The sequence below is a fragment of the Staphylococcus sp. GW823-FHT05F06 genome, assembly GCF_058795495.1.
Genome location: NZ_JBXAHW010000016.1, coordinates 1 through 26,796, shown reverse-complemented (window position 1 = coordinate 26,796; position 26,796 = coordinate 1). Strand labels below are relative to the sequence as shown.

Sequence of the window (26,796 nt, the reverse complement as noted above, 5' to 3'; positions counted from 1 at the left end):
GCTTGTCACCTCCTTAAGCATTTCACTCTTCATTAATACGTTCTTCTTTAATCAAATCATACATACCTTTTGCATTTTCTTTTGTAGCATGGTTGCTTAATCCTGTTACTTTAACTGTGACTAATTTTTGTCCAAAACGAATAATGAGTTCATCGTTTTCTTTGATATCTGTACCTGCTTTTGCCACATTTCCATTGACAGTCACTCGACCTTGTTCGCTAATTTCTTTAGCTAATGTACGTCGTTTAACTAATCGTGACACTTTTAGATATTTATCTAATCTCATGAATTTTTCTCTCCTTGTTGTAAAAATTGTTTGAGATCATCTTCGTCAAATTGCCTATTTTTTGTTTTATCATACAATTTCAAGAAGTGGTCTGCAAATACTTTCTCAAATTTAACACGAGGCACTTTACCTTCTTTTTCTTTAGCACGTGACCAAATGTCTTTTAAATCCTCTTGCGAAGTTACATGCGCATTACCAAAGATATGTGGATGTCTATGAATCATCTTGGTGTTGAGACTTTCTATAATTTCTTTGATATCAATATATCCTTCTTTTTTACCTATACTAGAATGTAATAATACTTGTAAAAGTATATCTCCTAATTCCTCTATCATATGCCAATCATCTTCATTATCAATGGCTTCAAATAATTCAAACGTTTCTTCTAAAAGATACCGTTTTAATGAGTCGTGAGTTTGTACTTTATCCCACGGACACCCTTTTTCATTATCAACGAGTAAATCAATAGTTTGAACTGCGTAATCAAAATCTTGATAAAGTAATGTATCCTCATTGATTTTTGGAATAAATAAACTTGTAAGATTATTAAAATAATCGTCGTAGCGATCAATTTCATAAAGTGGGCATTCAATTACGTGAGCTCCATCACTATGAGAACCAGTAATTATTTTCACATTAAAATCATCAGGATATCTTTCCATTAAAGTAAGTTTTAAATCGGCAGCTATCATTACGCTATAAACTTGAGTAATTACTGTATTTGTACGAACATTTAAGGCCGATTCTTTTAATGACGTACCATCAAGCAGTGTAAAACCATCATTGGGGTCTACATCAACCGCTTCAAAAATGTCATCAATAAAACTTTTTCCTCCAAGTACCTTCACAGAGATATCCTTATTAAAATGACTATACTCTAATAATTTTACAGTCGTAGTTTCAGCAACTCTAGGATGACCAGGAACTGCATAAACAATATCTTCAGATTGTGCCAATTCTATTAGTGATGTGACAATCGCTTCATAAACATCTTCAAAACGGTCATGTGCTTCATAAATACTATCGAAACTCTCGAATTCAATTTCTTTCTTTAGCGTATTGATGACAGGATGATTTAAGGTTCTAGCATATACTTTAGACTCTTTTTCTAAAAAACGATAGATACCTAAAGGTAACTCATCAATGCCATAATTACCTAAACCAACTATTGTAATTGTATGTGTCATGACCGTCTTCCTCTCTTCATTTGATATAATTTGTCTCCAAAAGGTAAGTGCTTTATTTCTTTGTATCCTAATACATTAAATATAACAATATACAACATTATAATCACTATGCCTATAATTGAGCTAACTATAAGTTCTAGTAATCCTAACATCCTACTTTTTGAAGGTAAGGCAAGCATGACAGTTTGAACAACTATACTCATAATTATCATACCTAAAATAAGTTTAACGATAAATAAAGATATACGATTAAAACGGTAGTACTTTAAGACTGCAACTTGCAATATTATGACAAAAAGTAGTAGTGATAAGACTGTACTCACACTTGCACCCACGATACCCCAAAAAGGTATTAATATAACATTTAAAATAATTTTGGACAGTATTCCTATTATCACACCCATAATAATGGGACGAATACTGGTTTGAACTTGTAATAATGAGATATTCATCATTATTAACGAAACACATATCACTGTAAACATATAAATACTCAAAGTTAGAGTTAAATGATTACTTTTAAAGAATACAACATTCATAAGTGGAAGCAGATTAATTAATCCTATACTAGCTGCTGTACTTATTACTACCGTGATTTTAATTGATGCATTTGCATAACGATTCATATGAATTTGATTATGTTCACGAATTGCTTGAGTAAGTAATGGGATAAGAACGAAACTAAAAGTCGTAGTTACAATCAAACCCATTTGTATAAATGAAGCACCACGATCATAAATGCCTTTTTGAATAATTGCTTCTTTAAAAGCAATACCGCTATGTTGTAATAAACGTATTATTGTAAAACTATCCACAACTTGCCATAAAATAACGATAAGTTGACTCAATGCAAATATGGATATGGAAATAAACAACTGCTTCCATTGAATGGAAGTATTATTAAAGCGATAGCATAACTTAAGTTTAAGTGGTTTTTTAAGTAATAAATATAACATTGAACCTAAAAAACCAATCGAAGATGCCAATATAGCTAATGCTCCTGCTTGATAAATAGACCAATGTTTCATTGAAAACATAATAATTGCAACAATGATTAAACTAACTCTAATTACCTGTTCTATAACCTGGGAAATTGCTGGTATGGTCATTACTTGCTTTGATTGATAAAATCCTCTTAACACTCCTAAGACACCTATTAAAATAAAACTAAAACTGGCCATCTTTAACATGGGTGCTAAATTAGAATCGCCCATCCATCGGGTAATCATATTCGCAAACATAAAAAGCAAAATAAAGACGATAAAACCTATGCATTGTAATCGAAACATAACCCTTGTATAGACTTCATCGGATCGATTAACACCTATCACTTGAGTCACAGCACTTGGAATGGCATTCATAGATAAAATAACCCCTAGTGCTACGACAGGATATATTTGTTGATAAGCATATAAACCGTCATCACCTAAAACATTTTGATACGGAATGCGATAAATGGCACTTAGTATCTTCACAATAATTAATGCTAAGGTAAGTATAACGACGCCGTTAAACGCCGTCTCACTCTTAGTCTTCATCTTTAATCGCCATACTTTCTTCAATACATCTAACTAAGAATTTCAAACTATCTAACCATTGTTTTGATTTTGTTAGCGTTACATTCATTGCATTATTTTGCACGCCAACTTTCATTGCTCTACCAAGAGGTTGCGTCTGTTTAAACAATTCTTCTCCATTAATATCTTCAGTCGCTTTAGGTGATAAAATGATTTGTATAGATTTGCCTTTGTCTTTTATCAATTCGACACCCGCATGTAGAGCGTGGACTTTGATTTCAACAATGTCTAATAATCGTTCGACTTCAATTGGATAATCATTAAAACGATCTATTAATTCATCTTTGACATCGAAAAGTTGTTCTTCTGTTTCTACTTTTCGAAGTTTTTTATAAATCTCAATTTTAGCCTGTTCACTTTGTATATATTCAGCTGGTAAATAAGCATCTAAGTGCAATTCAACTTCAATATCTGGTGCATCCGGCGATTTTTCTTTAATGCCACGTTTTTCGTTTACTGCTTCTTCTAACATTTGAGAGTATAAATCGAAACCAACCGAATCAATAAAGCCATGTTGTTGCTTACCGAGTAAATTGCCTGCACCACGAATATTTAAATCTCGCATAGCGATTTTAAAACCTGAACCTAGTTCGGTAAACTCCTTAATAGCTTGCAATCGCTCTTCAGCAGTCTCATTTAACACTTTGTTAGCTGGATGTAAGAAATAAGCGTAACCAATTCTACTTGAACGTCCTACACGTCCTCTTAATTGGTATAGCTGGCTTAAACCAAAACGATCAGCCTCTTCTATGATTAAAGTATTAGCATTTGGTACATCTACACCTGTTTCAATAATTGTAGTCGTTACTAAAATATCGTACTCGTGATTAATAAAGCTTAACATTGTTTCCTCTAAATCACGTTCAGTCATTTGGCCATGTGCTACAGCAATGTTAGCGTCAGGCATTAACATTTGAAGTTGTTCTCTTTTTTCATAAATGGACTGCACTTTGTTATACAAATAAAATACTTGTCCATCGCGAGATAATTCACGCTCTAATGCCTCTTTAATAAAGTTCGTATTCTGTTCTAAGACATAAGTTTGTACAGGAAAACGATTTTCAGGTGGTGTTTCAATCACTGATAAGTCACGTACACCTAACATACTCATATGCAATGTTCTTGGTATTGGTGTTGCAGTAAGCGTCAGTACATCAACGTTTTTTTTCAAAGTTTTAATGCGTTCTTTATGTCGCACTCCAAAACGTTGTTCTTCATCAACAATAAGCAATCCCAAATCTTTATATTGAATATCTTTACCTAATAATTTATGTGTACCTACGACAATGTCAACATATCCTGATTTGAGCCCTTCTTTAGTTTCCCTTATTTCTTTAGCTGTGCGGAATCGACTTACCAATTGAATTTCGACCGGAAAATCTTGCATACGTTCAAGTAGTGTTTCGTAGTGTTGTTGTGCAAGAATCGTTGTTGGTACTAAAAACGCAACTTGCTTACCATCCATGACAGCTTTAAACGCTGCACGGACAGCCACTTCAGTTTTACCATATCCCACATCACCACAAAGAAGACGGTCCATAGGTCTTGCTCTTTCCATGTCACCTTTAATTTCATCGATTGACTTACTTTGATCGGGTGTTAATTCATATGGAAAATCATGCTCAAATGCTGATTGCTCTGCAGTATCTTGGCCGTATTGATAACCTACAGACATTTCACGTTCTTTATACAAATCAATTAATTCATCAGCTATATCTTCAACACTTTGTTGAACTTTCGCCTTTGTTTTTTTCCATTCTGTCCCGCCTAATTTATTTAATCTAGGCGACTTATCTTCAGAAGCCACATACTTTTGAACTTGATCCATTTGATCAACTGGAACGAATAATTGATCAGTTCCTTTATATTGCAATTTAATATAGTCGCGATGTGTATCTCCAACTTCTAGTGTTTCAACACCTAAGTATCGTCCGACACCATGATGCACATGCACTATATAATCGCCCACATTTAGGTCTTGATATGATTTTATTTTTTCAGCATTAGAAATCGTTTTTGTACGTTTACGTTGTTTCTTTTGTCTTGTTTTAAATAATTCTCTTTCTGTGATGACTACCAACTGCATATAAGGTAATTCAAAGCCTTCAGAAAGACTACCTTCCGTCACTACAACTTGACCACCATCAATATCTTCGTGAATATTTGATACTGTTGGAATATGCATTTCATTAAGCATTGATTGAATACGTTCAACTTTTGTTTCAGTTTCAACAAGAACTACGACAGTGTAATCTTGATGCACGTATCTTTGAAATTCCGAGCGCATAATGTCATATTGACCATAAAATTGTTGAACTGGTTTACAAGAGAACTTAATAATATGTTGTAATGGTACTTGCATCGAAGATGTAAATAATGTGAAATATGCAACGGCATGTTGCTCTAATAATGCGTCAAAACTTTCATACTTCATAAATCCTTGTCCGATAAATCCATTTCCACTCTCAATTAAGTTACTCATAAAATCTTCAACTTCTGTTGTAAGTGTTTCTTCTGTTTCCTTAATACGATTAAACTCATCAACTACAATAATCGCGTTTTTTTGAAAATAGTCAATAAGGGTTGATGGTTTTTCATACATAAATGAAACAAGACGTCGTAACAATTGATGATCGAAAAAGGTAGATTCAAACAACTTAAAACTTTCATATGTCTCTTTTAAATCATTACGTACGGACTTTTCAATTTTAGGGCGTGTATATTCATATGCTTTTTTAAGTTCATTTTGTAAGTGTTGTATCACTTCATCAGTAATAATGTAGTCACTAGCTGTTGTGATTTCAACTTGATTTATATTATCGTTAGAACGTTGTGTTTCTACATCAAAGTCTCTGATGGAATCAACTTCAGTATCAAATAGCTCTATTCTCACAGGTGTTCCTATCAACGGATATATATCTATGATTCCACCACGCAATGAAAACTCACCAATATGTGACACTACACTTTCTCGGCGATAACCCATATTAACTAATTTATTTAAGAATGCATCAACATCAATATCCTGACCTACTTTAAGCGTCATTTGATGATCTTTCCATAAATCAACCGGTGTTAGCCATTTTTTAAAGCCGTTTAAAGGCACAATAAATAACCCTTTTTCGCCTTGGGCTAACGCAGTCAACGTTCTAACACGCTCACTCATCAATTGTGGACTTTGAGTAGAAAACTCTTCAGTCATTATATCTTGAACAGGATATTTATAAACTTCTGAGTCATCTACATATTGTAAAATGTCAGTTTCGATTTTATCTGCTTGGTATAAATTATTAGTTACGAGTAGCATTTGTTTATGATCTTTTAAATATTTTTCAGCAATAATTGTTGCCTTCGCTGACGGGGATAATCCCGTAACTAAAATATTCTCTTGGCCGAAGACTTCATCTAATTCTTGAAAACGATTATCTTCGCTAATGTAATTTGCAATCATTGATTTCACTTGACTTCACCATTAAATTCATTCATAACATGATCAAAACGAGAACTTTCAATAAAAGATTCTACAGCTCTTGCAGAATGTTCAATTACCTTTTCCATAATGATCATTTCTTCTTTTGAAAATTTTTGTAAAACATAGTCCGGAACAGACATCCCATTTGTTGGACGGCCAACACCAATTCGAATACGTTTAAATTGATCTGTACCAAGCATTTTAATTATCGATTTCATACCATTATGACCGCCTGCACTCCCCTTTTGGCGCAGACGCACTTGTCCTTGTTCTAAATCTAAATCGTCATATAAAACGATCAAATCTTCAACATCGACATTATAATAATCCATTAAAGGGGCTACAGCTTGACCAGATAAGTTCATCATGGTCATTGGCTCAATAAATAATACTTTTTCGCCGTTTAAACGTTCAATAGTATATGCACCTTTAAATTTTTGTTTGTCTAAAGTAAATTGGTGGCGTTCTAGAATATCATCGACAACTTCGAAACCAATATTATGTCTTGTTAATTCAAAACGTTTACCAATGTTGCCAAGACCGACAATGCATTTCATTATTGTTACCTCCACTATTAATATTATGTATCTTCACATATTTTCAAATGCTATTGCTGTGTTTATTTTAAAATAAAGGACGTAAAAATGATTGACCACTGATATATGTCAACCTCCTCTAAAACCGTCCTAAATAATTAATCATTCCCTATAATAACACAAAAAGCACTATGCTTATTAACATAAGCACAGTGCTCGCCTTTAAATCTGTAATCTCAACTAATGAGAATACCTACTTAAGAGACACGAAGATTAGTCTTCTTTATTTTCTTCTTCATCGTCTTCTTTGTCTTCACCAACAACTTCTGGTTCTTCAGTTGCTGATTCGCCTTCCATAGCTTCAACTTCTTCTTCAGAAGGTTCATCTGTTGGAGGAACTACTGTTACGATAGAATCTTCTGGATTATTTTCGATTGTGAAATCACCAGAGATTTTAATATCAGAAACTGCTAAGCTGTCATTAACTTGTAATTCACTGATATCTACTTCGATAGTTTCAGGAATATTTTCAGGTGTAGCTGTAACTTCTAAGTTGAATAATGGTTGTTCAACTACGCCGCCTTCTTTAGCACCTACAGCTTCACCAACTAATTGAACTTGTACTTCAACAGTACGTTCTTCACTCATGTTGATTGCTAAAAAGTCAATATGAGTGATTTGGTTTTTTAATGGATCAAATTGATAATCTGAAACCATTACTTTAATTGTTTTAGAACCTACGCCTAAATCAATAACACCATTACGTCCTACTTCACGGATTACTTTGATAAATTCAACTTCATCAACTTTAACTGAAGTATTTTTTGTACCGTAACCATATACAACTGCAGGTACTTTACCTGAGTTTCTTAATTGTTTTAGGTCAGAACGTGTTTGTTTACCTTGACGAATGATTGACTTTAATGAAGCCATTCGTATTTCCACCTTTCGAATTTCGAGGTTTAGACATTGGATACGTCTAACCTGCTCCTCACTTACCCATCAACGTTACTGTTGCTTGTAAGTGTTTATTTGTTCGCAATTCTACGAACGATAGTATTATACATGTTGATGTAGGATACGTCAAATTCAATTGTAAATTTTAGTCAAATAATACACTTACTGATTCTCTTTCGTATACACGAATAATTGCTTTCGCAATTAAACCAGCTACAGAAAGTTCTTTTGTATTATTAGGTTTTCTATTCTCTTCTAATTGAATTGAGTTTGTTACTATAAGTTGCTTGATTGCAGAGTTTTCAATTCGTTCTTTCGCTGGCCCAGAAAGCACTGGATGTGTACAGCAAGCATAGACTTCTTTAGCACCTTTATCTTTTAAAGCTTGAGCAGCTAAAGTAATTGTTCCTGCAGTATCAATAATGTCATCTATAATAATTGCAGTACGTCCTTCAATATCACCCACAATGTTCATAACTTCTGCCACATTCGGTTTCGGACGTCTTTTGTCGATAATTGCAATTGGAGTTTTTAAAATGTCGGCTAATTTACGAGCTCGTGTTACCCCACCATGGTCAGGGGACACAACTACACATTCTTCTGGATTAATATCAGGATCATTCTCAAAGTGTTGTGCAAGGATAGGAACACCCATTAAATGATCAATAGGAATATCGAAGAATCCTTGGATCTGAGGTGCATGTAAGTCTAATGCGATCATACGATTGGCACCTGCTGTTTCGATTAAATTAGCTACTAATTTAGCAGTAATAGGTTCACGACTACGGGCTTTTCTATCTTGTCGAGCGTAACCATAGTATGGTACTACGATGTTAATATTTGCTGCTGACGCGCGTTTACACGCATCAATCATAATAAGTAACTCCATTAAATGAAGATTGACTGGGTATGAAGTTGGTTGAACAATAAAAACATCACAACCACGAATGCTTTCTTCAATATTTATTTGAATTTCTCCATCACTAAAACGTTTTACAGAACATTTACCTAATTCAATCCCTACATGATCTGCTACTTCTTGTGCCAAAGGTTCATTTCCTTTAAGCGAAAAGATCTTCATTGATGAATTCTTATATTCATTATTTAACATTTATAGTCCTCCAATTATTTACTTAGACATTTATATTATATAGAAAATAGCGCTTTTTTACTATGATAGATGTACAATCAAAATTATTACAATTTTATAAATTCATTTAAAACTGCATATACGATAGCAATTCAGGGCAAGAACTATTTTTTTAGGTAGCCCTCTTTATTTACTTGTCTTGCACGCGCTAATGCTAAACTATCTTCAGGGATATTATCTGTAATTGTGGATCCAGCTGCAATAAGAGTATGATTACCTACTGTTACAGGTGCTATAAGGTTCGTATTACATCCTATAAAAGCATCTTTACCTACTATTGTTTTAAATTTGTTAGCGCCGTCATAGTTTACAGTGATAGAACCACATCCGATATTTGTACGCTCACCTATTTCAGCATCTCCAATGTAGCTCAAGTGTGATACTTTAGCACCATCTTTAATATCTGCTTTCTTCACTTCAACAAAGTTTCCTACTTTAACTTCAGAACCTAAATTAGATCCTGGGCGTAGTTGAGCGAAAGGTCCAACTGTTGTGTTCTCTCCAACAATAGAGTCATTGATAACCGATTGTTTTATGTTAGCATTCGAATGAATTGTGCTATTATTAATTTCAGAGTATTGGCCTATCCACACATCTTCTTCAATCGTTGTATGACCTCCGATGCGCACGCCCGGTTCAATAGTTGTATCTATTCCAATTTTCACATCTGTTCCAATAAATGTTGAACTAGGATCAATGATTGTCACACCATTTTCCATATGATAGCGATTGATACGTTGTTGCAAAGCCTTTTCAGCTTCACTTAACATCAAACGATCATTAACACCAATGATTTCATCAAAATCTTCGGTACAATAAACTTCAGCTTTACCTCCGTCTTTTAAAATTAAAGACAAAACATCAGGTAAATAATATTCTCCTTGAGCATTATCATTTTTAACTTGTTCTAACTTCTCAAATAGTACTCGATTATTAAAGGCAAAAATACCTGAACTAATTTCTTTAATCGCACGTTCTGAGTCATTTGCGTCTTTCTCTTCAACAATACGCTCTAATATTCCATTATGATTTCTAATAATTCGTCCATAACCATAAGGATTGATAGTAGAAGCAGATAATACAGTAACATGTGATTGTGTACTTTCATGATGTTCAATAAGTGATTGTAAAGTTTGGTATGTAATAAGTGGTGTATCTCCACATACTACTAGAGTAGTTCCTTCTTTATCTGCTAAATGTTCATGTGCCATTTTCACAGCATGAGCTGTTCCAAGTTGTTTATCCTGAAAACTATATAATGATTGATTACCCAATGTATCTTTCACACTCTCAGCGCCATGACCAATAATAGTTACAATTTGATCAACGCCAGCTTGTTTTACGTTGTTAAGCACATGTTCAACCATTGGTTTGCCAGCAACCTCATGGAGCACTTTATATTTCTTTGATTTCATTCTTGTGCCCTTACCTGCTGCCAGAATAATCGCATGTCTTTGCATGAATGCTAACCCTCCATTAAAATTTACACTTCATAGTTATTATAGTTGAATAACAAAGAGAGTTTCAACTTATAAAAGGTTTTGTTAATCATTCATTAAAGGTTTGATAATTTTAGAAATTCAAATAAGTTGTTATGCTTTAATAAGGAAAACGAGGTCATCAAACCCAACAGTTACATTACATATTCAACCTCTTTATTAATCATTGGTATTTTATTTCAGTGTCTAAATCATCATATTATCAATCATAATTTATGACGATAAAGTTATAATCATACAGACATATTAATTACGTCTATCATAAGTAAATTTTTATAGATGAATTGTTGTCAGAGAAACATATCAGTATTTTACTTCTATAATTCTTATTTATCGTTAAATGTTTATTTCGTTTTCGTTTATGGAAATACAAAGTACATTAAAAATAACGGAGGGACTACAACTTCAATAAGAAGTCGCAGTCCCTCCCGAACAATATGGTATAAATTTCAAGTAATCCATTACACAATCATTACTAATTTTGCCATTGACTAACAATACATTAAAATGCCTGAGACAATATATCATCAATGTCCCAGGCTTATTTTATAAATGAATACATTTCTTTAATTAAGCTTCGTCTGATTCTTCGTTATCTGAAGTAGCATTTTTGTCTGGAATAACTTCATCAGTTTCATCATATACTTTCATCACTGCATCTTGGATTTCTTGTCTCATATCAGAATTGATAGGATGCGCGATGTCACGGAATTCACCATCTGGTGTACGTTTACTTGGCATTGCGACGAAAAGACCTGAGTTTCCTTCAATTACACGTAAATCATGAATTACAAAAGCTTCATCTAGCGTAATGGAAACGAGTGCTTTCATTCTGCCGTCTGTTTGTATTTTTCTAAGTCTTACATCTGTCACTTTCATGTAGTGAGCCCCCCTAGTATATCTTTATGTTATTAGAAGCTTGACAACTTTTAAGAAAATTATAATTCCTTCACTTTACCTATCAATTCAATTTCTACCTTTACGTCTTTAGGCAACCGTGACACTTCAACACAACTACGAGCTGGTTGGTGTTCGACGAAATAGTTTCCATAGATTTGATTAATTTGTTGAAAATCATTCATATCAGAAATATAGATTGTCGCTTTAACAACAGAATTCAAATCAGAACCTGCTTCTTTTAATACCACAGTTAAATTTTCTAAAACTTGCTTAGTTTGTTCTTGAACATCATCGCTAACAATTGTTCCATCAAGTGTGAGTGGAATTTGACCTGATGTAAAGACAAAACCGTTTATAACAGTTGCATGCGAATATGGGCCTAGTGCTTCGGGTACCTTATCTGAGTTGATTATTTTCATGATGAATTTGACACTCCTTTTTTAAGAAAATTTAGACAAACTGTTGCCTGGTTCCACTTTAAATTCTTGGTTGTACTCGTCGACATCTGACAATCTGACTAAGGAAGTATAATCTTCAATTAATCTTTGTTTTACTTCTTTTGATTCTACAAGTACTGATACCCCTTTTACATGGGCTTTAAACTCATTCATTAAATTCATTACTCCATTAATTGAGCCACCAGCCCTCATAAAATCGTCTACTACGAGGACATTAGAATTCTCAGCTAAAGTTCGTTTCGATAACACCATTGTTTCTATTTTTCTAGATGATCCTGAAACATAATTGATTGAAACCGTAGAACCTTCTGTAACTTTATTGTCCTTTCTTATAACCACTACAGGTAAATTTAATACGTTTGCGACTGCATTCGCAAGTGATATCCCTTTAGTCGCTATGGTAACAACAGCATCAAGTTCTTCGTTCATATATATACTAGCAATTAACTTACCTACTTTATTTAATAGAGAAGGATTACCAACTAAATCGGATAAAAATAAATATCCTCCAGGTAGCAAACGGTCTTTCTCTTGTAATTGCTCTATCACCTCATCAACAACCTCTGTGGCCTCTGATTTACTCATCATAGGCTTATAGGTTACTCCACCGCTAGCACCTGCTGTAGTAATAATAGTTCCTAATTTTTCATTTTGAAACGTATTTTTAATGATTTGAACGTCTTCACTAATTGACGATTTTGCTTGTTTAAATTTCTTTACAAAATAAGTGAGGGGTATCAACTTATTTGGGTGGTTCATGAGGTATTGTGTCATAAATACAATACGTTCGCTTCTTTTATATCTCATCTTTTCAAACCCTTCTATCCTAATAATCTTACTAAGTAAACTTCATTACAACAACCATTCACTGCATTATAAATATTTTTAGCTTGTCTTTCTTTTTGAGCTAGCCCGTAAACAGTAGGACCGCTTCCACTCATCAAAGCACCATCAGCACCACATTGTAGCATGTTATCTTTAATCTTTTTAATGTCAGGATGCATAGCCATAGAAACAGGCTCTAACCGGTTAGAAAGACTATTGCATAATAAATGATAATCATTGTTCTCTAAAGCTTGCTTACACTTTTCATTATGAACTATATGTTCTTCAGTTAAATCTAGTGCTTTAAATACATCAGGTGATGAAATTCCGATGTTAGGCTTAGCTAAAACAACCCATGCAGAAGGTGGTCTTTTTAGGAAAGTTACTTGCTCGCCACGCCCCGTACACACAGCAGTTTGGTTATAAATACAAAAAGGTATGTCTGTGCCTATTTGTATGCCTAATGCAGCTAAAGCGTCTAAAGATTGACCTAAACCAAACAATCGATTCAATCCTCTCATTGTAGCGGCAGCATCCGCAGAACCACCTGCAAGTCCAGCTGAAACTGGTATATCTTTATCGATTGAAATTGTCACACCTTCATTAATATTAAATCTCTCAAACATTAAATCAGCTGCTTTATACGCAAGGTTTTTATTATCGTTAGGAACATAATTATGCTCAATATCGACAACAATTTTATTATCAGTTCGCTTTTCAAAAGATAATCGATCATTTAAATCAACTGTTGTCATCACCATTTCAATTTCATGATAACCATCATCTCTTTTAAAAAGGGTGTCGAGCGTAAAATTTATCTTAGCTGGCGCAGTTTCATATATCATTTTTCCGCCCTCGCTTTGAATTGTTATTAAAATGATTTTAACATAAAGCCTTTAAATATTTGATAGATTATGTGCAATTTCTCGTAAAATCTTAATGAAGAGTAATTTTTTAACACTCAACATACGCATTTTCAATATTTAAAAATATATTTAACAACTAAAGCGAATCACTTTTGGATATTACAAAAATTGGACTTATTCAAATGGTTATTCGTTTAATTTAAATGAATTGTGTATTAATAATAAACGTAAGTTGCATAATCTCATGAAAATGGGAATAAATAAAGACTACAATAACAAAGAGTCTGAACATATATTCAATGTCCAGACTCACCTTAAATAAAAAATATTAAATTTAGAGTTATCGACGACGCTCATAAATTATGTTTTTGTTAGTGTGCAACTGCTTCTTGATGATTATCTTCTTCAAATGAAACTTGTACATTTTCTGTAAGCACATCAGTGTATGTATAAGATACGCGTTCAAAGTTGTGTTTATCTTGATCTAATTCGACAATAAAAACAGATGGATATGTTTCTTTTAAAACCCCTGATCGTTCAATTGTCTTTTTACGTCCACCATTGGCTTTAAGTACAATACGATTTCCTAAATGACAATCAATAGAATTTTTGATGTCCAAAATTGATTTTGGCATATTGCCCCACCTCACTACACATTACATTTTACCATATTTGAGTCGTTTTCGTCAAATAAAATTTAAATTTTATCAATGTGAAGGGCCTTTGTCAACATTTTAATTTGTTAATTCGGAGAATTTTTTCTTTTGTTCATATAATGTGGCGAAATCTTGAATCGTGAGTGTTTCTCCACGTCTTTTAGGATCAATACCAGCGCTTTCTAGCCACTGTCGTATAGTTTCTTTATTCTTCTTACCATCTTTAAAGAAGTTTTGGTAGTTATTATTAATTGTTTTACGTCGTTGTGCAAAAGCGGCCTTTGCTAACTTAAAAAAGCCTTCCTCATCATCAACCTGTACAAGTGGTTCTTGGCGTTGCATCAATTTTACAACGATAGAATCAACGTTTGGAGGAGGCATAAATACAGTTTTAGGAACTGTTAAAACTTTACTTGTCTCCGTATAGTATTGAGCAACAATCGATAACGAACCGTATGCTTTGGTACCTACTTGAGCGTTCAAACGTTCTCCTACCTCTTTTTGCATCATTACGACAAAACCATCAATAGGTACATCCTGTTGCATCAAATTAAGTAAAATAGGTGTGGTAATATAATACGGTAAATTAGCAACAACCATAATCTTGTCACAATCTTGTAGATGTGTATCTACAGCTTTAGCAATATCAGCTTTAAGTATATCTTCATTGATAATTGTTACATTATCGTATGGTGAAAGTGTATCTTTAAGCACAGGTATTAATCTTTGATCAATTTCAAAAGCCATCACCTTCTTAGCATTCTTTGCAAGTTGTTCAGTCAATGATCCCATACCTGGTCCAACTTCAATTACACCCGTTGTACAATCTATATGACTCGCTTCGATAATTTTATTAATGATATTTACATCTATTAGAAAATTTTGTCCTAAACTTTTCTTAAAATTAAACCCATATTGATCAAGCAAAGCACGTGTTCGAGATGGTGTTGCTATATCTTTATATTCCATTTAATTCTCCTCTTCTTCAAATAGCGCTTTTCTGACATCGTCTTCAGTATAGCCAAAAGCATTAAGTTTCTTTAATAATTGCTTTCCATTAGAGTGACCGATGTGTAATTTTCGACCTAAGATATTTCTACGGTATCTTGCATCTTTACCGATAATTAATCCCAAATCAATGAGTACACTTTTATCAATAGTTTCTTTAGCTTCTTCAAGTGGTGAACTTACATGCATTAATGCTTCTTGAATATCTTTAATGTTTGCATGTTCTATTCCTATTTTACCTCTTTTACTTTTGGCCTTTTCTCTATCTACATATGCGTGTTTAACACCAGAAACATGTTCCCGTATAGTATTTCTAATTTTATCACCTGGGAAATCTGGATCTGTCAGTACAATCACACCTCTAGTTTGCTGCGCGTGTTGTATCACTTCTAAAGTATATGTATCAATTGCACTACCGTTTGTTTCAATAGTATCACAATCTACAGCACTTTTTACTCGTTCAGTATCATCTTTACCTTCAACAACAATAAATTCGTTTATTTTCATAAATTAACCTTCCACAATATTGATATCTTAATTATTAATTTTATAGAATCTTTTGGCAATATTAAAATAATAACTATCAAATCATAATTTCTTACACTAACCTCAGTTTAAATTAAAAAAATGAGAAAGATATCTTAAACTTATAAAAAAGTGATGTTCCTCATCTTTTTAAAGTTAGACACCTTTCCCACTAAAAATTCATTGAGTTAATTCAAATTGAATAAACGTTCAGCATTTTCGGTTGTTTGGCGACAGACCTCTTCATAAGTCATACCACGCAAATCTGCAATTTGTTGTGCTACTAAAGTAACACGTTCTGGTTCATTACGTTTACCTCTATAAGGGTGCGGGGATAGATACGGGGCATCTGTCTCGCATAACAAACGATCCATTGGTACGTGTTTAGCAACTTCTTTTGGTTGTTTTGCATTTTTGAAAGTGACGGGTCCTCCAAGCGAAACATAGAAGTTCAATTTATTAATCACGACATCAGCAATTTCAGGTGAAGCACTAAAACTATGCATTATTCCGCCCACTTCTTCTGCATGTTCTTCAATCAAAATATCTATGCAATCTTGAGTCGCTTCACGATTATGAATAATAATAGGTAATTGAACACGTTTAGCTAATGCAATTTGCTTTTTAAATACCTCTTTTTGTACATCAGAAGGTGATTTATCCCAATGATAATCTAACCCCATCTCACCAATACCAATAATTTTAGGATGTTTAGAAAGACTTTCTATCCATTCCAATCTTTCATCAGTACAATCTATTGCATCAACAGGATGCCAACCGATAATACCATAGATAAAGTCATACTTATCTATTAGCTCCATAGTACGTTCAATAGTAGGTGTATCAAAACCTACTACAAACATTCTATCTACGCCTGCTTCTCTCGCACGAGATATCACTTCATTTAAATCCTCATCATATTGTTCATCATTTAAATGTACATGCGTATCGATTAACATCATTATCTCTCCTATCCTTAGATTATACTATTTAATTACTGCACCATTTGGAATTGCGCTAGGCAAGCTTATCAAGGTAAGTACGCCATCTTTTTCAGCTGACAAAATCATACCTTCGGATTTTTGTCCCATCAATTTAGCTGGTTTTAAATTAGTAACAACTGCAACTTTTTTACCAATAATGTCTTCCGGACGATAAAACTTAGCTATACCAGATACTATTTGACGTTGTTCATTATCTAATTCAACTTTTATTTTTAATAGTTTCTCCGATTTTTTTACATTTTCCGCATCAATAATGGTTGCTGCTTTGATTTCAACTTTATCAAAATCTTTGATATCAATTTGCTCTTTACCGGGTTCATCAGACTGTTTTATTGATTTAGGTGGTTGCATTGATTCTTTGATATAAGCAATTTCTGCTTCAGTGTCTAATCTTGGGAAAATTGGTGTTGGCTTTTCAGTTACAGTAATTGCCTCTGACAACATACCATATTGTTGCAGACTATCTAATTGATGTAAATCCGGATTGTTAATATTAAGTTGCTTAAATATCTCTCTAGGTGCATGCGTCAAGAATGGTTGTAATAAGATTGTAGCGAAACGAATGTTCTCGACAAGATGTGCCATTACATTACCAAGCATCTCACGTTGATTTTCATCTTTTGCAAGAACCCAAGGTTGAGTTTCATCAATATATTTGTTTGTACGACTAATAAATTTCCATACTGTTGATAAAGCAACAGAAAATTGTAAACTTTCCATATTATCATTGAATGATTTAACAGTTTCAAGCGCCATCGCTTCCATTTTTTCATCCAATTCATGTTTTGGACCTTGGTATGCAGGTAATTCGCCGTGGAAATATTTGTTTATCATAGAGATAGTACGATTCACTAGATTACCTAAATCATTCGCAAGATCGTAATTTGTTCTTTCAACAAAGGCTTCCGGTGTAAATACGCCATCAGAACCAAACGGTAATTCACGCATTAAGTAATAACGTGTCGCATCAAGACCATAACGATCAATTAATACATTAGGATCTACGACATTACCTTTAGATTTACTCATTTTACCATCTTTCATTAAAATCCAACCGTGTGCAAAAACTTTTTTAGGAAGTGGTAAATCCAACGCCATTAACAATATTGGCCATATAATAGAGTGGAAACGTACAATTTCTTTAGCCATCAAGTGTATGTCTGCTGGCCAATATTTATTAAATAATGTTTCATCATCAGATAGATAACCTAATGAAGAAATATAATTAACAAGTGCATCAATCCACACGTATACAACATGTTTAGGATTAGATGGTACACGTACACCCCAATCGAATGATGTACGTGATACTGCTAAATCTTCTAAACCTGGTTTGATAAAGTTATTAATCATTTCATTTTTTCTAGATGGTGGTTGTATAAAGTCTGGATTTTCATCGTAAAATTCTAATAAGCGGTCTGTATATTTATTAATGTTGAAGAAATAGCTTTCTTCTTTTACAAGTTCGACTTCGTGACCAGAATCAGGACTTTTACCACCTACAATTTTGCCGTTTTCATAAACAGGGTCAACAAGTTGTGACTCTGTATAATATGTTTCATCAGGAACAGAATACCAACCTTCGTATTCACCTAAATAAATGTCACCTTGTTTTAATAATCGCTCAAACACTTTCTCAACGACTTGCTTATGACGCTCTTCTGTAGTTCGAATAAAATCATCATTAGAAATCTCAAGTTTACTCCATAAGTTTTTAATACCTGAAATCATTTCATCTAAGTATTCTAGTTCTGTTTTGCCAGCTTTTTGAGCTTTTTCTTGGATTTTTTGACCGTGCTCATCAGTGCCAGTTAAATAACGAACATCATAGCCTTGCATTCTTTTATAGCGAGCTATCACGTCGCCTGCGACTGTAGAGTATGCATGACCGATGTGTAGGTTCCCGCTCGGATAGTATATTGGGGTTGTTATATAAAATGTATCTTTAGCCATCACTGGTCCTCCTCATTAATTACATAATAAATGATATCTAAATTTATTTTTCTTTTCAATGAAGTCGCGTACCGTTATGTATCAGTTTGAAAAATTCGCATCAATTGAAAATTAATTGTCATCATCTTTACTACAATACCATAAAATCAACACGCTATGGGTTTTTTACAATAATTAAGTCATTATAAAGTAAAGTGTTTAACACATTTTTAATCAATATTATGATAAATATTATATATGTCACCCGTCTTCATATGTCGATCTGTAGCGACAAATTTAATTGCTTTTTTAGGTTTAACATGTTTGGTTTCAATATAATAATCAACATGTTCTTTAACCGTATAGCTTTCAAACCATGATTCACCACTCTTAGGTAATGCACCTTCAATCAGTATCACAAACTCACCTTTAAGAGGTAATTTGTCATGATTAATCAATTTCAACATATCATCAACTGTAAGTGTAAGAACTTGTTCAAATTTCTTCGTTAGCTCTCTACCAACAGTAATCCATCTTTGTGAATCTATTTTAGCTATTGCTTTCAAAGTATCAGTAACCCTATAAGGCGATTCATAAAGTATTAAAGTACTATTTTGAAACATTCTATCCTCAAGCACTTCAATTTTTTCTTTTTCTTTTCTTGGCAAAAAACCTAAAAATGTGTATGTGAAAGATGGTAATCCACTTGACATAAGTGCAGTCAACCCAGCATTAGGACCTGGTACTGTTTCTATATTTATATTATTTTTACGTGCTTCGACAACCAATTCATATCCTGGATCACTAATTAATGGCAACCCAGCATCTGATACTAACGCTATATTTAAGCCAGTTTGTAACTGCTTGATTAAATAGTCAGTTTGTTGTTCTTTATTATGTTCATGATACGACTTTAGAGGTGTTTGTATTTCATAATGATTACACAATTTCCGTGTTACACGTGTATCTTCACATGCAATCACATCAACTTTTTTTAATGTTTCTATAGCTCGAAATGTAATATCACCAAGATTTCCAATTGGTGTTCCTACTAAATATAAAGTTGTCATGTTATCCCTCCTGTATCATTTTTAACTTTTGTTGTCTAGTATATGTTTTAATTTCATATTCACGTTTCAATGCTTCCGATTTCGTTGTATATGTTTCTTGATAAACTAACTCTACCGGCCGTCTTATTTTTGTATATTTAGCACCCTTACCGTTATTATGCTTTATTACGCGTGCATTTACATCTTTAGCATAGCCTGTATATAAACTTCCGTCATTACATTTAACAATATAAACAAAATGTTTATCCATAATAAACACCTTTCATCTCATCGCTATATGATCCATCCTCATTATATATGTATAATGGATTACGTATATCTAAACCTTGGTTACCACCTTTTCTTCCTTCCACAACAATTGTTTGTGCAGGCTTATCATGTTTACTATACACTAACGTCAGTGCTTTAGGCTCAATTTTACCATGTCTTAATTCGGTTAAGACATCCATTAGCCTTTCCGCTCGATGAACCATAATAAAACGACCACCCTCTTTAAGTAAATGTCTTGCAGCTTCAATACAATCTTTAAGATTACACATTATTTCGTGACGTGCTATTTTATGTGCTTCTTTTTGATGTTGATGATTTTGATTCATTTTAAAATAAGGAGGATTACAAGTCACTAATGTATATTGAGCAGGTTGAAATGTTTGATATACATCTTTTAAATCCATATGGTGCATAGTTAGTCTATCGTTCAAATCATTCAATTTAAAACTGCGACGTGCCATACTCACTAGTTGCTCTTGTATTTCTATTCCTTCAATAGGTTGAGTTGATTTAGCAGCTAATAATAATGGAATAACACCATTGCCGGAGCATAAATCCATAACTTTATCATTTTTGCGAACTTCGGTTAAATACCCTAACAATAGGGCATCAGTAGAAAAAGAGAATACTTCATCATTTTGTATAATCTCATATCCTTCTTTTATTAAATGGTCAACGCGTTCATTATCTTCTAACATATCTTTACTCCTAAAAAAAGGATGTTATTACAGTATGACTTAAACTACACACTTATAATACATCCTTATATTTAAACATTTATTTATCGAAAGAATTAATCACTCAACACATTAAGGCATAATAAGCAATCTTCACCATGACGATGTTTCCCGAATAATTCACCCTTACAAATATGAAAACCTTCACGATATAACATTGCTAAATTATCTTTACTTGGAGATGGTGTTTTTACATGCTTATAATTATCTTTATCTAAGTGAGTTTCAACCGATTCTTCAGTTTTGTTCATCAATCGTTTTAAATTTTCATTTTCAACTTGCAAAGCAACATTCTCCTCAACAAGTTCGACTGTTAAATCTTTAAGTTCTGACATGTCGGTTGTAAGTTGTTCAACGTGATGTTCTAATTTCATAAGTCTTTCGAATAATTCGTTTCGATTCAAAGGTTATTCAACCTCCTTAATTCAATACTTCTATCTCTTCCATTTTATATTCTAAAGGTTGTTCTAGACCCTCTATTTTAACTTGCATAGAAATATCTAAAATATTTAATCCTATCACTTTTCCGTGACCATCTGGTGTTTGAATCATATCTCCAACATCAGGTAATTGAGTTCGAGCCTCTTCATAGTAGTCATTTTCATATTTAAGACAACACATCAATCTACCACAAGCTCCTGAAATCTTAGTTGGATTTAATGATAGGTTCTGATCTTTCGCCATTTTAATGGATACAGGTTCGAAATCTCCTAAAAATGTAGAACAACATAAAGAACGTCCACAAGGACCGATACCACCCAATAATTTCGCTTCATCTCTTACCCCAATTTGACGTAATTCTATTCTAGTCTTTAGATTTTGAGCTAAAACTTTAACAAGTTTGCGAAAATCAATGCGATCATCTGCGGTAAAATTAAAAATCACTTTAGATTTATCTAATGTATATTCACAATTAACTAATCGCATATCTAATTGCTGATCTTTAACTACTTTTTTACATAATTCTAACGCATCATTGGCATCGCGTTCATTACGATAATATGTTTCTTGATCATCTTCATTCATTTTACGAATGATATTTTTTAGCGGTAATGTGACATCTTCTACATCAACTTCACGTAATGGAAACTTTACGTGGCCAATTTCTATACCTCTTTTAGATTGGACAACAACCCAGTCACCAACCTCTACATCTAATTGATTCGGGGCGTAGTATTCTAATTTCCCTGCTTTTTGAAACTGAACACCTACAACATTGGGCATTTTAAATCACACCTTTTATTACTATTTGTTCAAAAACAAGTGTTGGATTAACATTTTGATTTAACTTTTTATGCGCTTCAGTAATCTGATCATACATGAGGATTAATTGATTAAAAGTTAATTGATTTGCATAATTTTCAATTTCTTCAGTTAAATCACTAAATGTATAATAATTATCCATTTCTATCTTTGCATGCATTATATCTTCGAAAAAGCCATTGACGGCTGATAAAGTAAGTAATTGTAATTTACGATTCTTAGCTTGTTTTAATAACTCAATGACACCTATAAGAGCCATAGCTTTATTAGATAATATTAATTGACACCATCTGATGATTGATTTTCTTAAAGTAACTAAATCAAATTCCTCATTTAACGACGATGCTACTTCTATTTGAGTTGTATAGGTACTTAGCATTTCTGCTACCGGTCTTGCTATTGACATCTCTACTAAACGCTCTATAAACTGCCGCTTATCAATAGGCTTAAAATATACATGCTGACATCTTGAATGTATAGTGTCTAATATTTGTTCCGGTTTCGTTGATAAAAGTATCGCAATTGTATTATCAGGGGGCTCTTCTAAAAATTTTAGTATACTATTTTCCCCTTGAACAGTTAATTTTTCAAAATCTTCAATAATATATACTTTATATTGACCCTCAATAGGTAGTTGGTTCATATGATGAACAAGTTGTTCAATTTGTTCTTTTTTAATTGTATTTTCATCAGAAGACACATATGAAAAGTCAGGATGATTAAAAGTATCAACTTTCAGTTCGCATTGATTACTATTATTACAAAGAATTAATTTAGTAAAATGGATTGCGACACGTTTCATCGTTTGTGCATCATCACCCTCAAACAAATATGCATGTGACAATTTGTTAGAATGATATGCGTTAGCTAACTGTTGTTGTTCATCCATAAGCGACTTACTCCCTTTATGATATTCATTATGTAAAAAGACTACTTAAATGATAGTTCTAGACTGTTGAGCATCGTCTTCAAACAATTTCGAATTAGCAACTGCATTCCTTGAATTAAACGCATATAATTACTAACTTTCACGCTAAAAACTCAAAGGATGAAGTATAAATTTTGAATGAATATGCCTTCAATCTCAAACTACATTTCAAGTAGCCAAATAAAAAATACATCTATAATAATTACATTTTAAACACTTTTCGTTAACATAAATATGTAAATGAAAAGTAGATTTTTTATAAACAACTAGAATTGATGAAATGCTTCAATCGGCATTACAAATACTGTCGCGCCACCTACTTCAACTTCAACTGGATAAGGAATATATGAATCTGCACTACCACCCATTGGTGTTATTGGTGAAACAAGTTGGTCTCTATTACCACAAGTATTATCAATGACAGATAGAACCTCGTCGACACGGTCATCCTTAACCCCACATAAGAAAGTTGTATTGCCTGCTCTTAAAAATCCACCAGTAGTTGCTAACTTTGTAGCTCTGAAATTGTTTTTTACGAGTTGGTCTGAAAGCTCTTGACTATCTTGATCTTGAACGATCGCTATAATCATTTTCATTTTTATACACCTCTTTTTATCATTATATCATAATTATTTTAAATATTTGATGATAGATTGGTATGTTTCTTCAACAACTTTATCCAAACTATGGTTAGCATTGACTTTAATAAACCGATGAGGATTATCACTAATCACTTTTTGATATCCTTCGATCACTTTTTCATGAAAAGCTTTTTCCTCTTTATCTAATCTGTTTTGTTCTCTGTTATTTTTTAGAATTCTTTGACGACCAATTTCCGCATCAACATCTAAATAAATCGTTAAGTCTGGATACAAACCATTAATTGCAAATTCATTTAATAATTTTACTTCTTTAATTCCTATACCCCTTGCATAACCTTGATAAGCCAATGAACTATCAATATATCTATCACAAAGGACAATTTTACCTGCCTGTAAAGATGGGATAATCTTTTCAACAAGGTGTTCACGTCTAGATGCAGCGAACAGCATAGCTTCAGTTCGAATGTCTATACTATCTCCATCAAGTACAATACGACGTATTTCTTCACTAGTTAATACTCCACCAGGTTCACGTGTTGTAACAATATCATATTCTTTAGCTAATCTTTCGCTTACTTTTTTAATTACTGAGGTCTTTCCTGCTCCTTCTGGACCTTCAAACGTTATAAATGTAGACATTTCTTATTCATCCTTAACTAATATTTTTTTATGATTTAAACCTTCAACTTTAATATTTTGTTTATCATATTTATTTAATAAGTCTATCATATGAGACGTCACGACTTCTCCTTTAAACATCACCGGTATACCTGGAGGGTATGGAACGATATGTTGTGCTAAAACTTTACCTTCTGCCCTTTTAATAGACACTTCTTTCGTATTTTGAAAATGAACAGTTTTGTATTCGCTAAAACCCGTCATAAAATTAAGAGGTTTTATGTCGCGCGTACATTTTTTTGGCACGTTAATTTCTCTAATTTTTTCAATCAACAACTTAAAAGGAAATTTATCTCCTTCATGCCATAGGGGGAGAACGAGTAACACTTGATACATATCAGCTAATTCTACATAAATTTCTTTATCCTCAAACCATTTTTGCACATCATAACCTTCAACACCCTCAAAACTCACAACCAATTTTAAAGGATCCTCTGGTTCTATAACTGTAAATCCCATATTTACTAATAAATCAATTAACATCTTTCTTCGTTGGTCAAATAATGTAGAATCATATTCTTTATAAAATTTATTCGCTAATTCTAAACTAGACATAATGAGGTACGAAGGACTTGACGTTTGGAAATAAGTTAAATAATCTATGACTTGTTGTCTTAATGGTGCATCTTTATGTATATATATAACTGATCCCATTGTTAGTGCAGGGAGTGTTTTGTGATATGACTGCACAACGTAATCAGCATTAAAATTCATTGAGGATTCTGGAAATCCATCTAAACCAAAATGTGCACCATGCGCTTCATCTACTAATATCGGTATCCCTCTGTGATGTAATTGTTTGATATATTGAGAAATATCAAAAGTTTCACCGTAATAATTAGGGTATGTACAGATGGCAAGTTTATAATATTGATTTTTATCTTGATTTATCTTTGGATTTACATATTGATTCGTTTTCTTACTGACATCTGTCTTAGTTATTGTCGCTTGTTGTTGTGTTATGTCTAAACCGTGAAATACTGATTTATGAACATTTCTACTAATTAAATATTTACCTTTTCTTGTCGAAAACGCTTGGATAACCGATAATATACCTGAAGTCGTTCCGTTAACTAATAAGAAAGCATCATAGTTTTTATGTTTCCTAAAATTCTCCATGCTTTCTAAAATAATTCCTTCAGGATAATGCATATCATCTAATCCAGTAATTTCTGTCATATCCATTGCTAAATCAAGCCTATTTAAGTAGCCGATTGTCATGTTTTTATGTCCAGGAACATGCATAGAGATAGCTTTTTTCTCTATCAAGTGATTTAATTTTTGAATTATTGGTCTTTTCATATTAATAACTCTCTCTAAATTTAATTTTTCATCTTATATGAGACAAATCATCATTCTTATTAACCCAATTCCTTTTTAACAAGCCCATTACATAGCAATCTCTATATTCTCCCCTTGTATAGAAGTGTTCCTTTAACGTTCCTTCTATTTCGAAATTATTACTTTGATAGATATGTACTGCTTTCTCATTCTTAATATCCACATATAAGTATACCTTATTCATATTTAATACTAAAAAAGCATAGTCAATAGCCATTTTAAAGGCTTTTTTCGCGTACCCATTATTTGCATACTGCGGATCGATAATAATTAACACTTCACAAGTTCTATGTATAAAGTTAATTTCTAATAACTCTACCACGCCTACAGATGTTGATCCCTCTTCAACAATGAAACGTCGCTCTGTTTCATCTAAAATATGCTTTGTATATAAATTTTCTAATTCGCTTAATGATTGATAAGGCTCTTCAAACCAATACGACATAATGGAATACTCATTATTCAAATGATGTATAAATGATAAATCTGTCTTCTCCAATGCCCTAATAATCAAAGTCATCCCTCTTTCTTAATTTTTTGTTATTTATTACTAGTGTATTAGAAAACACAAATTTTCTCTAATACTTAACTAACTTCTTAATCATTGTCATTTCAACTTACTTAGATGTTCGATTTAAAATTGCTTTATTAAAAAGAAAATTTTCCCAAACCTAATTATTGTAATTATTTGATATAAAAAAGAGACCTTTCGGTCTCGTACTTTGTCTGGTAACATCTTATTCTATCGAAACGTTAGTCCAACTACCATCATCGGATGCTAAGAAGTTTCCTTCACTCAAGACAAGCGCTAGGCTCTCACTTTATATATAGTGTTCATTAACTCGTTTAGATTATCTAAATTCATTGTCTCTCTCATTTATTCATAAGTTTCTAATACTTTCTCCTCGCCGAGAAACCTATTTTTTAGAACTATTTTTGTATAAAAAAAGAGACCTTTCGGTCTCGATTAGGCTCATCGCATCTATACGATATTTGCCTGGCAACGTCCTACTCTAGCGGAACGTCAGTCCGACTACCATCGGCGCTAAGGAGCTTAACTTCTGTGTTC

General features: G+C 32.9%; 27 protein-coding genes. All 27 read right to left on the bottom strand.

What is annotated here, in order from left to right; genetic code table 11:
* Positions 1 to 22: 22 nt before the first annotated feature.
* Positions 23 to 286 (bottom strand): RNA-binding S4 domain-containing protein, encoded by a 264-nt coding sequence (locus AC1Q7N_RS09945; RefSeq protein ID WP_070857451.1) that lies wholly within the window; start codon positions 284 to 286, stop codon positions 23 to 25.
* Complete coding sequence (locus AC1Q7N_RS09940; RefSeq protein ID WP_001832236.1) at positions 283 to 1,473, bottom strand: MazG nucleotide pyrophosphohydrolase domain-containing protein; 1,191 nt, start codon at positions 1,471 to 1,473, stop codon at positions 283 to 285. Before AC1Q7N_RS09940 ends, AC1Q7N_RS09945 begins: the two co-directional genes overlap by 4 nt.
* Positions 1,470 to 3,011: a polysaccharide biosynthesis protein gene (locus AC1Q7N_RS09935; protein ID WP_001832207.1), complete on the bottom strand. Its 1,542-nt coding sequence runs from the start codon at positions 3,009 to 3,011 to the stop codon at positions 1,470 to 1,472. The genes AC1Q7N_RS09940 and AC1Q7N_RS09935 overlap by 4 nt, the downstream gene beginning before the upstream one ends.
* Complete coding sequence (mfd, locus tag AC1Q7N_RS09930) at positions 3,001 to 6,501, bottom strand: transcription-repair coupling factor (RefSeq protein WP_021298813.1); 3,501 nt, start codon at positions 6,499 to 6,501, stop codon at positions 3,001 to 3,003. The genes AC1Q7N_RS09935 and mfd overlap by 11 nt, the downstream gene beginning before the upstream one ends.
* Positions 6,502 to 6,506: 5 nt before the next feature.
* On the bottom strand, positions 6,507 to 7,079 hold the full coding sequence (gene pth, locus AC1Q7N_RS09925; RefSeq protein ID WP_001832229.1) for an aminoacyl-tRNA hydrolase: 573 nt from the start codon (positions 7,077 to 7,079) through the stop codon (positions 6,507 to 6,509).
* A 252-nt stretch (positions 7,080 to 7,331) separates the two neighbouring features.
* Positions 7,332 to 7,991 (bottom strand): 50S ribosomal protein L25/general stress protein Ctc, encoded by a 660-nt coding sequence (locus AC1Q7N_RS09920; protein ID WP_001832185.1) that lies wholly within the window; start codon positions 7,989 to 7,991, stop codon positions 7,332 to 7,334.
* A 169-nt stretch (positions 7,992 to 8,160) separates the two neighbouring features.
* The gene (locus AC1Q7N_RS09915) at positions 8,161 to 9,126 is read right to left on the bottom strand and encodes a ribose-phosphate diphosphokinase (protein WP_001832233.1); all 966 of its coding nucleotides are present in this window, start codon (positions 9,124 to 9,126) and stop codon (positions 8,161 to 8,163) included.
* A gap of 143 nt (positions 9,127 to 9,269) precedes the next feature.
* Positions 9,270 to 10,625: a bifunctional UDP-N-acetylglucosamine diphosphorylase/glucosamine-1-phosphate N-acetyltransferase GlmU gene (glmU, locus tag AC1Q7N_RS09910; protein ID WP_001832214.1), complete on the bottom strand. Its 1,356-nt coding sequence runs from the start codon at positions 10,623 to 10,625 to the stop codon at positions 9,270 to 9,272.
* 609 nt (positions 10,626 to 11,234) lie between these two features.
* A complete protein-coding gene (gene spoVG / locus AC1Q7N_RS09905; protein WP_001832195.1) occupies positions 11,235 to 11,543 on the bottom strand; it encodes a septation regulator SpoVG in 309 nt (102 codons plus the stop codon).
* A gap of 59 nt (positions 11,544 to 11,602) precedes the next feature.
* Positions 11,603 to 11,983: a RidA family protein gene (locus AC1Q7N_RS09900; RefSeq protein WP_001832217.1), complete on the bottom strand. Its 381-nt coding sequence runs from the start codon at positions 11,981 to 11,983 to the stop codon at positions 11,603 to 11,605.
* Positions 11,984 to 12,004: 21 nt separating this feature from the next.
* A complete protein-coding gene (gene purR, locus AC1Q7N_RS09895; protein ID WP_001832187.1) occupies positions 12,005 to 12,829 on the bottom strand; it encodes a pur operon repressor in 825 nt (274 codons plus the stop codon).
* 14 nt (positions 12,830 to 12,843) lie between these two features.
* Complete coding sequence (gene ispE, locus AC1Q7N_RS09890; RefSeq protein ID WP_001832203.1) at positions 12,844 to 13,692, bottom strand: 4-(cytidine 5'-diphospho)-2-C-methyl-D-erythritol kinase; 849 nt, start codon at positions 13,690 to 13,692, stop codon at positions 12,844 to 12,846.
* A gap of 392 nt (positions 13,693 to 14,084) precedes the next feature.
* Positions 14,085 to 14,348, bottom strand: a complete 264-nt coding sequence (veg, locus tag AC1Q7N_RS09885; protein ID WP_001832193.1) for a biofilm formation stimulator Veg — start codon at positions 14,346 to 14,348, stop codon at positions 14,085 to 14,087.
* Positions 14,349 to 14,447: 99 nt separating this feature from the next.
* Positions 14,448 to 15,338, bottom strand: coding sequence for a 16S rRNA (adenine(1518)-N(6)/adenine(1519)-N(6))-dimethyltransferase RsmA (rsmA, locus tag AC1Q7N_RS09880; RefSeq protein WP_001832224.1), 891 nt, complete (start codon positions 15,336 to 15,338; stop codon positions 14,448 to 14,450).
* Positions 15,339 to 15,884 carry a ribonuclease M5 gene (rnmV, locus tag AC1Q7N_RS09875; RefSeq protein ID WP_001832196.1) on the bottom strand — a complete coding sequence of 182 codons (546 nt, stop codon included), beginning with the start codon at positions 15,882 to 15,884 and terminating at the stop codon, positions 15,339 to 15,341.
* A 206-nt stretch (positions 15,885 to 16,090) separates the two neighbouring features.
* A complete protein-coding gene (locus AC1Q7N_RS09870) occupies positions 16,091 to 16,861 on the bottom strand; it encodes a TatD family hydrolase (protein WP_002458670.1) in 771 nt (256 codons plus the stop codon).
* A gap of 27 nt (positions 16,862 to 16,888) precedes the next feature.
* Complete coding sequence (gene metG / locus AC1Q7N_RS09865; protein WP_002457101.1) at positions 16,889 to 18,859, bottom strand: methionine--tRNA ligase; 1,971 nt, start codon at positions 18,857 to 18,859, stop codon at positions 16,889 to 16,891.
* Between the two features lie 209 nt (positions 18,860 to 19,068).
* Complete coding sequence (rsmI, locus tag AC1Q7N_RS09860) at positions 19,069 to 19,908, bottom strand: 16S rRNA (cytidine(1402)-2'-O)-methyltransferase (protein ID WP_001832235.1); 840 nt, start codon at positions 19,906 to 19,908, stop codon at positions 19,069 to 19,071.
* 1 nt (position 19,909) lies between these two features.
* Positions 19,910 to 20,158: a GIY-YIG nuclease family protein gene (locus AC1Q7N_RS09855; protein ID WP_001832208.1), complete on the bottom strand. Its 249-nt coding sequence runs from the start codon at positions 20,156 to 20,158 to the stop codon at positions 19,910 to 19,912.
* Entirely contained in the window at positions 20,151 to 20,876 is a 726-nt protein-coding gene (locus tag AC1Q7N_RS09850) for a tRNA1(Val) (adenine(37)-N6)-methyltransferase (protein ID WP_002457100.1), read from the bottom strand. The genes AC1Q7N_RS09855 and AC1Q7N_RS09850 overlap by 8 nt, the downstream gene beginning before the upstream one ends.
* 95 nt (positions 20,877 to 20,971) lie before the next feature.
* Positions 20,972 to 21,319, bottom strand: coding sequence for a DNA replication initiation control protein YabA (gene yabA / locus AC1Q7N_RS09845; RefSeq protein WP_001832238.1), 348 nt, complete (start codon positions 21,317 to 21,319; stop codon positions 20,972 to 20,974).
* 16 nt (positions 21,320 to 21,335) lie between these two features.
* The gene (locus tag AC1Q7N_RS09840; RefSeq protein ID WP_001832240.1) at positions 21,336 to 22,139 is read right to left on the bottom strand and encodes a PSP1 domain-containing protein; all 804 of its coding nucleotides are present in this window, start codon (positions 22,137 to 22,139) and stop codon (positions 21,336 to 21,338) included.
* Position 22,140: 1 nt separating this feature from the next.
* Entirely contained in the window at positions 22,141 to 23,067 is a 927-nt protein-coding gene (locus AC1Q7N_RS09835) for a DNA polymerase III subunit (protein WP_002495126.1), read from the bottom strand.
* 305 nt (positions 23,068 to 23,372) lie between these two features.
* Positions 23,373 to 23,702 carry a cyclic di-AMP receptor DarA gene (gene darA, locus AC1Q7N_RS09830; protein ID WP_001832200.1) on the bottom strand — a complete coding sequence of 110 codons (330 nt, stop codon included), beginning with the start codon at positions 23,700 to 23,702 and terminating at the stop codon, positions 23,373 to 23,375.
* Positions 23,703 to 23,735: 33 nt separating this feature from the next.
* Positions 23,736 to 24,347 carry a dTMP kinase gene (gene tmk / locus AC1Q7N_RS09825; RefSeq protein ID WP_001832211.1) on the bottom strand — a complete coding sequence of 204 codons (612 nt, stop codon included), beginning with the start codon at positions 24,345 to 24,347 and terminating at the stop codon, positions 23,736 to 23,738.
* 3 nt (positions 24,348 to 24,350) lie between these two features.
* Positions 24,351 to 25,688: an aminotransferase class V-fold PLP-dependent enzyme gene (locus AC1Q7N_RS09820; protein WP_002468604.1), complete on the bottom strand. Its 1,338-nt coding sequence runs from the start codon at positions 25,686 to 25,688 to the stop codon at positions 24,351 to 24,353.
* A 28-nt stretch (positions 25,689 to 25,716) separates the two neighbouring features.
* Positions 25,717 to 26,247: a GNAT family N-acetyltransferase gene (locus AC1Q7N_RS09815; protein ID WP_145376536.1), complete on the bottom strand. Its 531-nt coding sequence runs from the start codon at positions 26,245 to 26,247 to the stop codon at positions 25,717 to 25,719.
* Between the last annotated feature and the right edge of the window lie 549 nt (positions 26,248 to 26,796).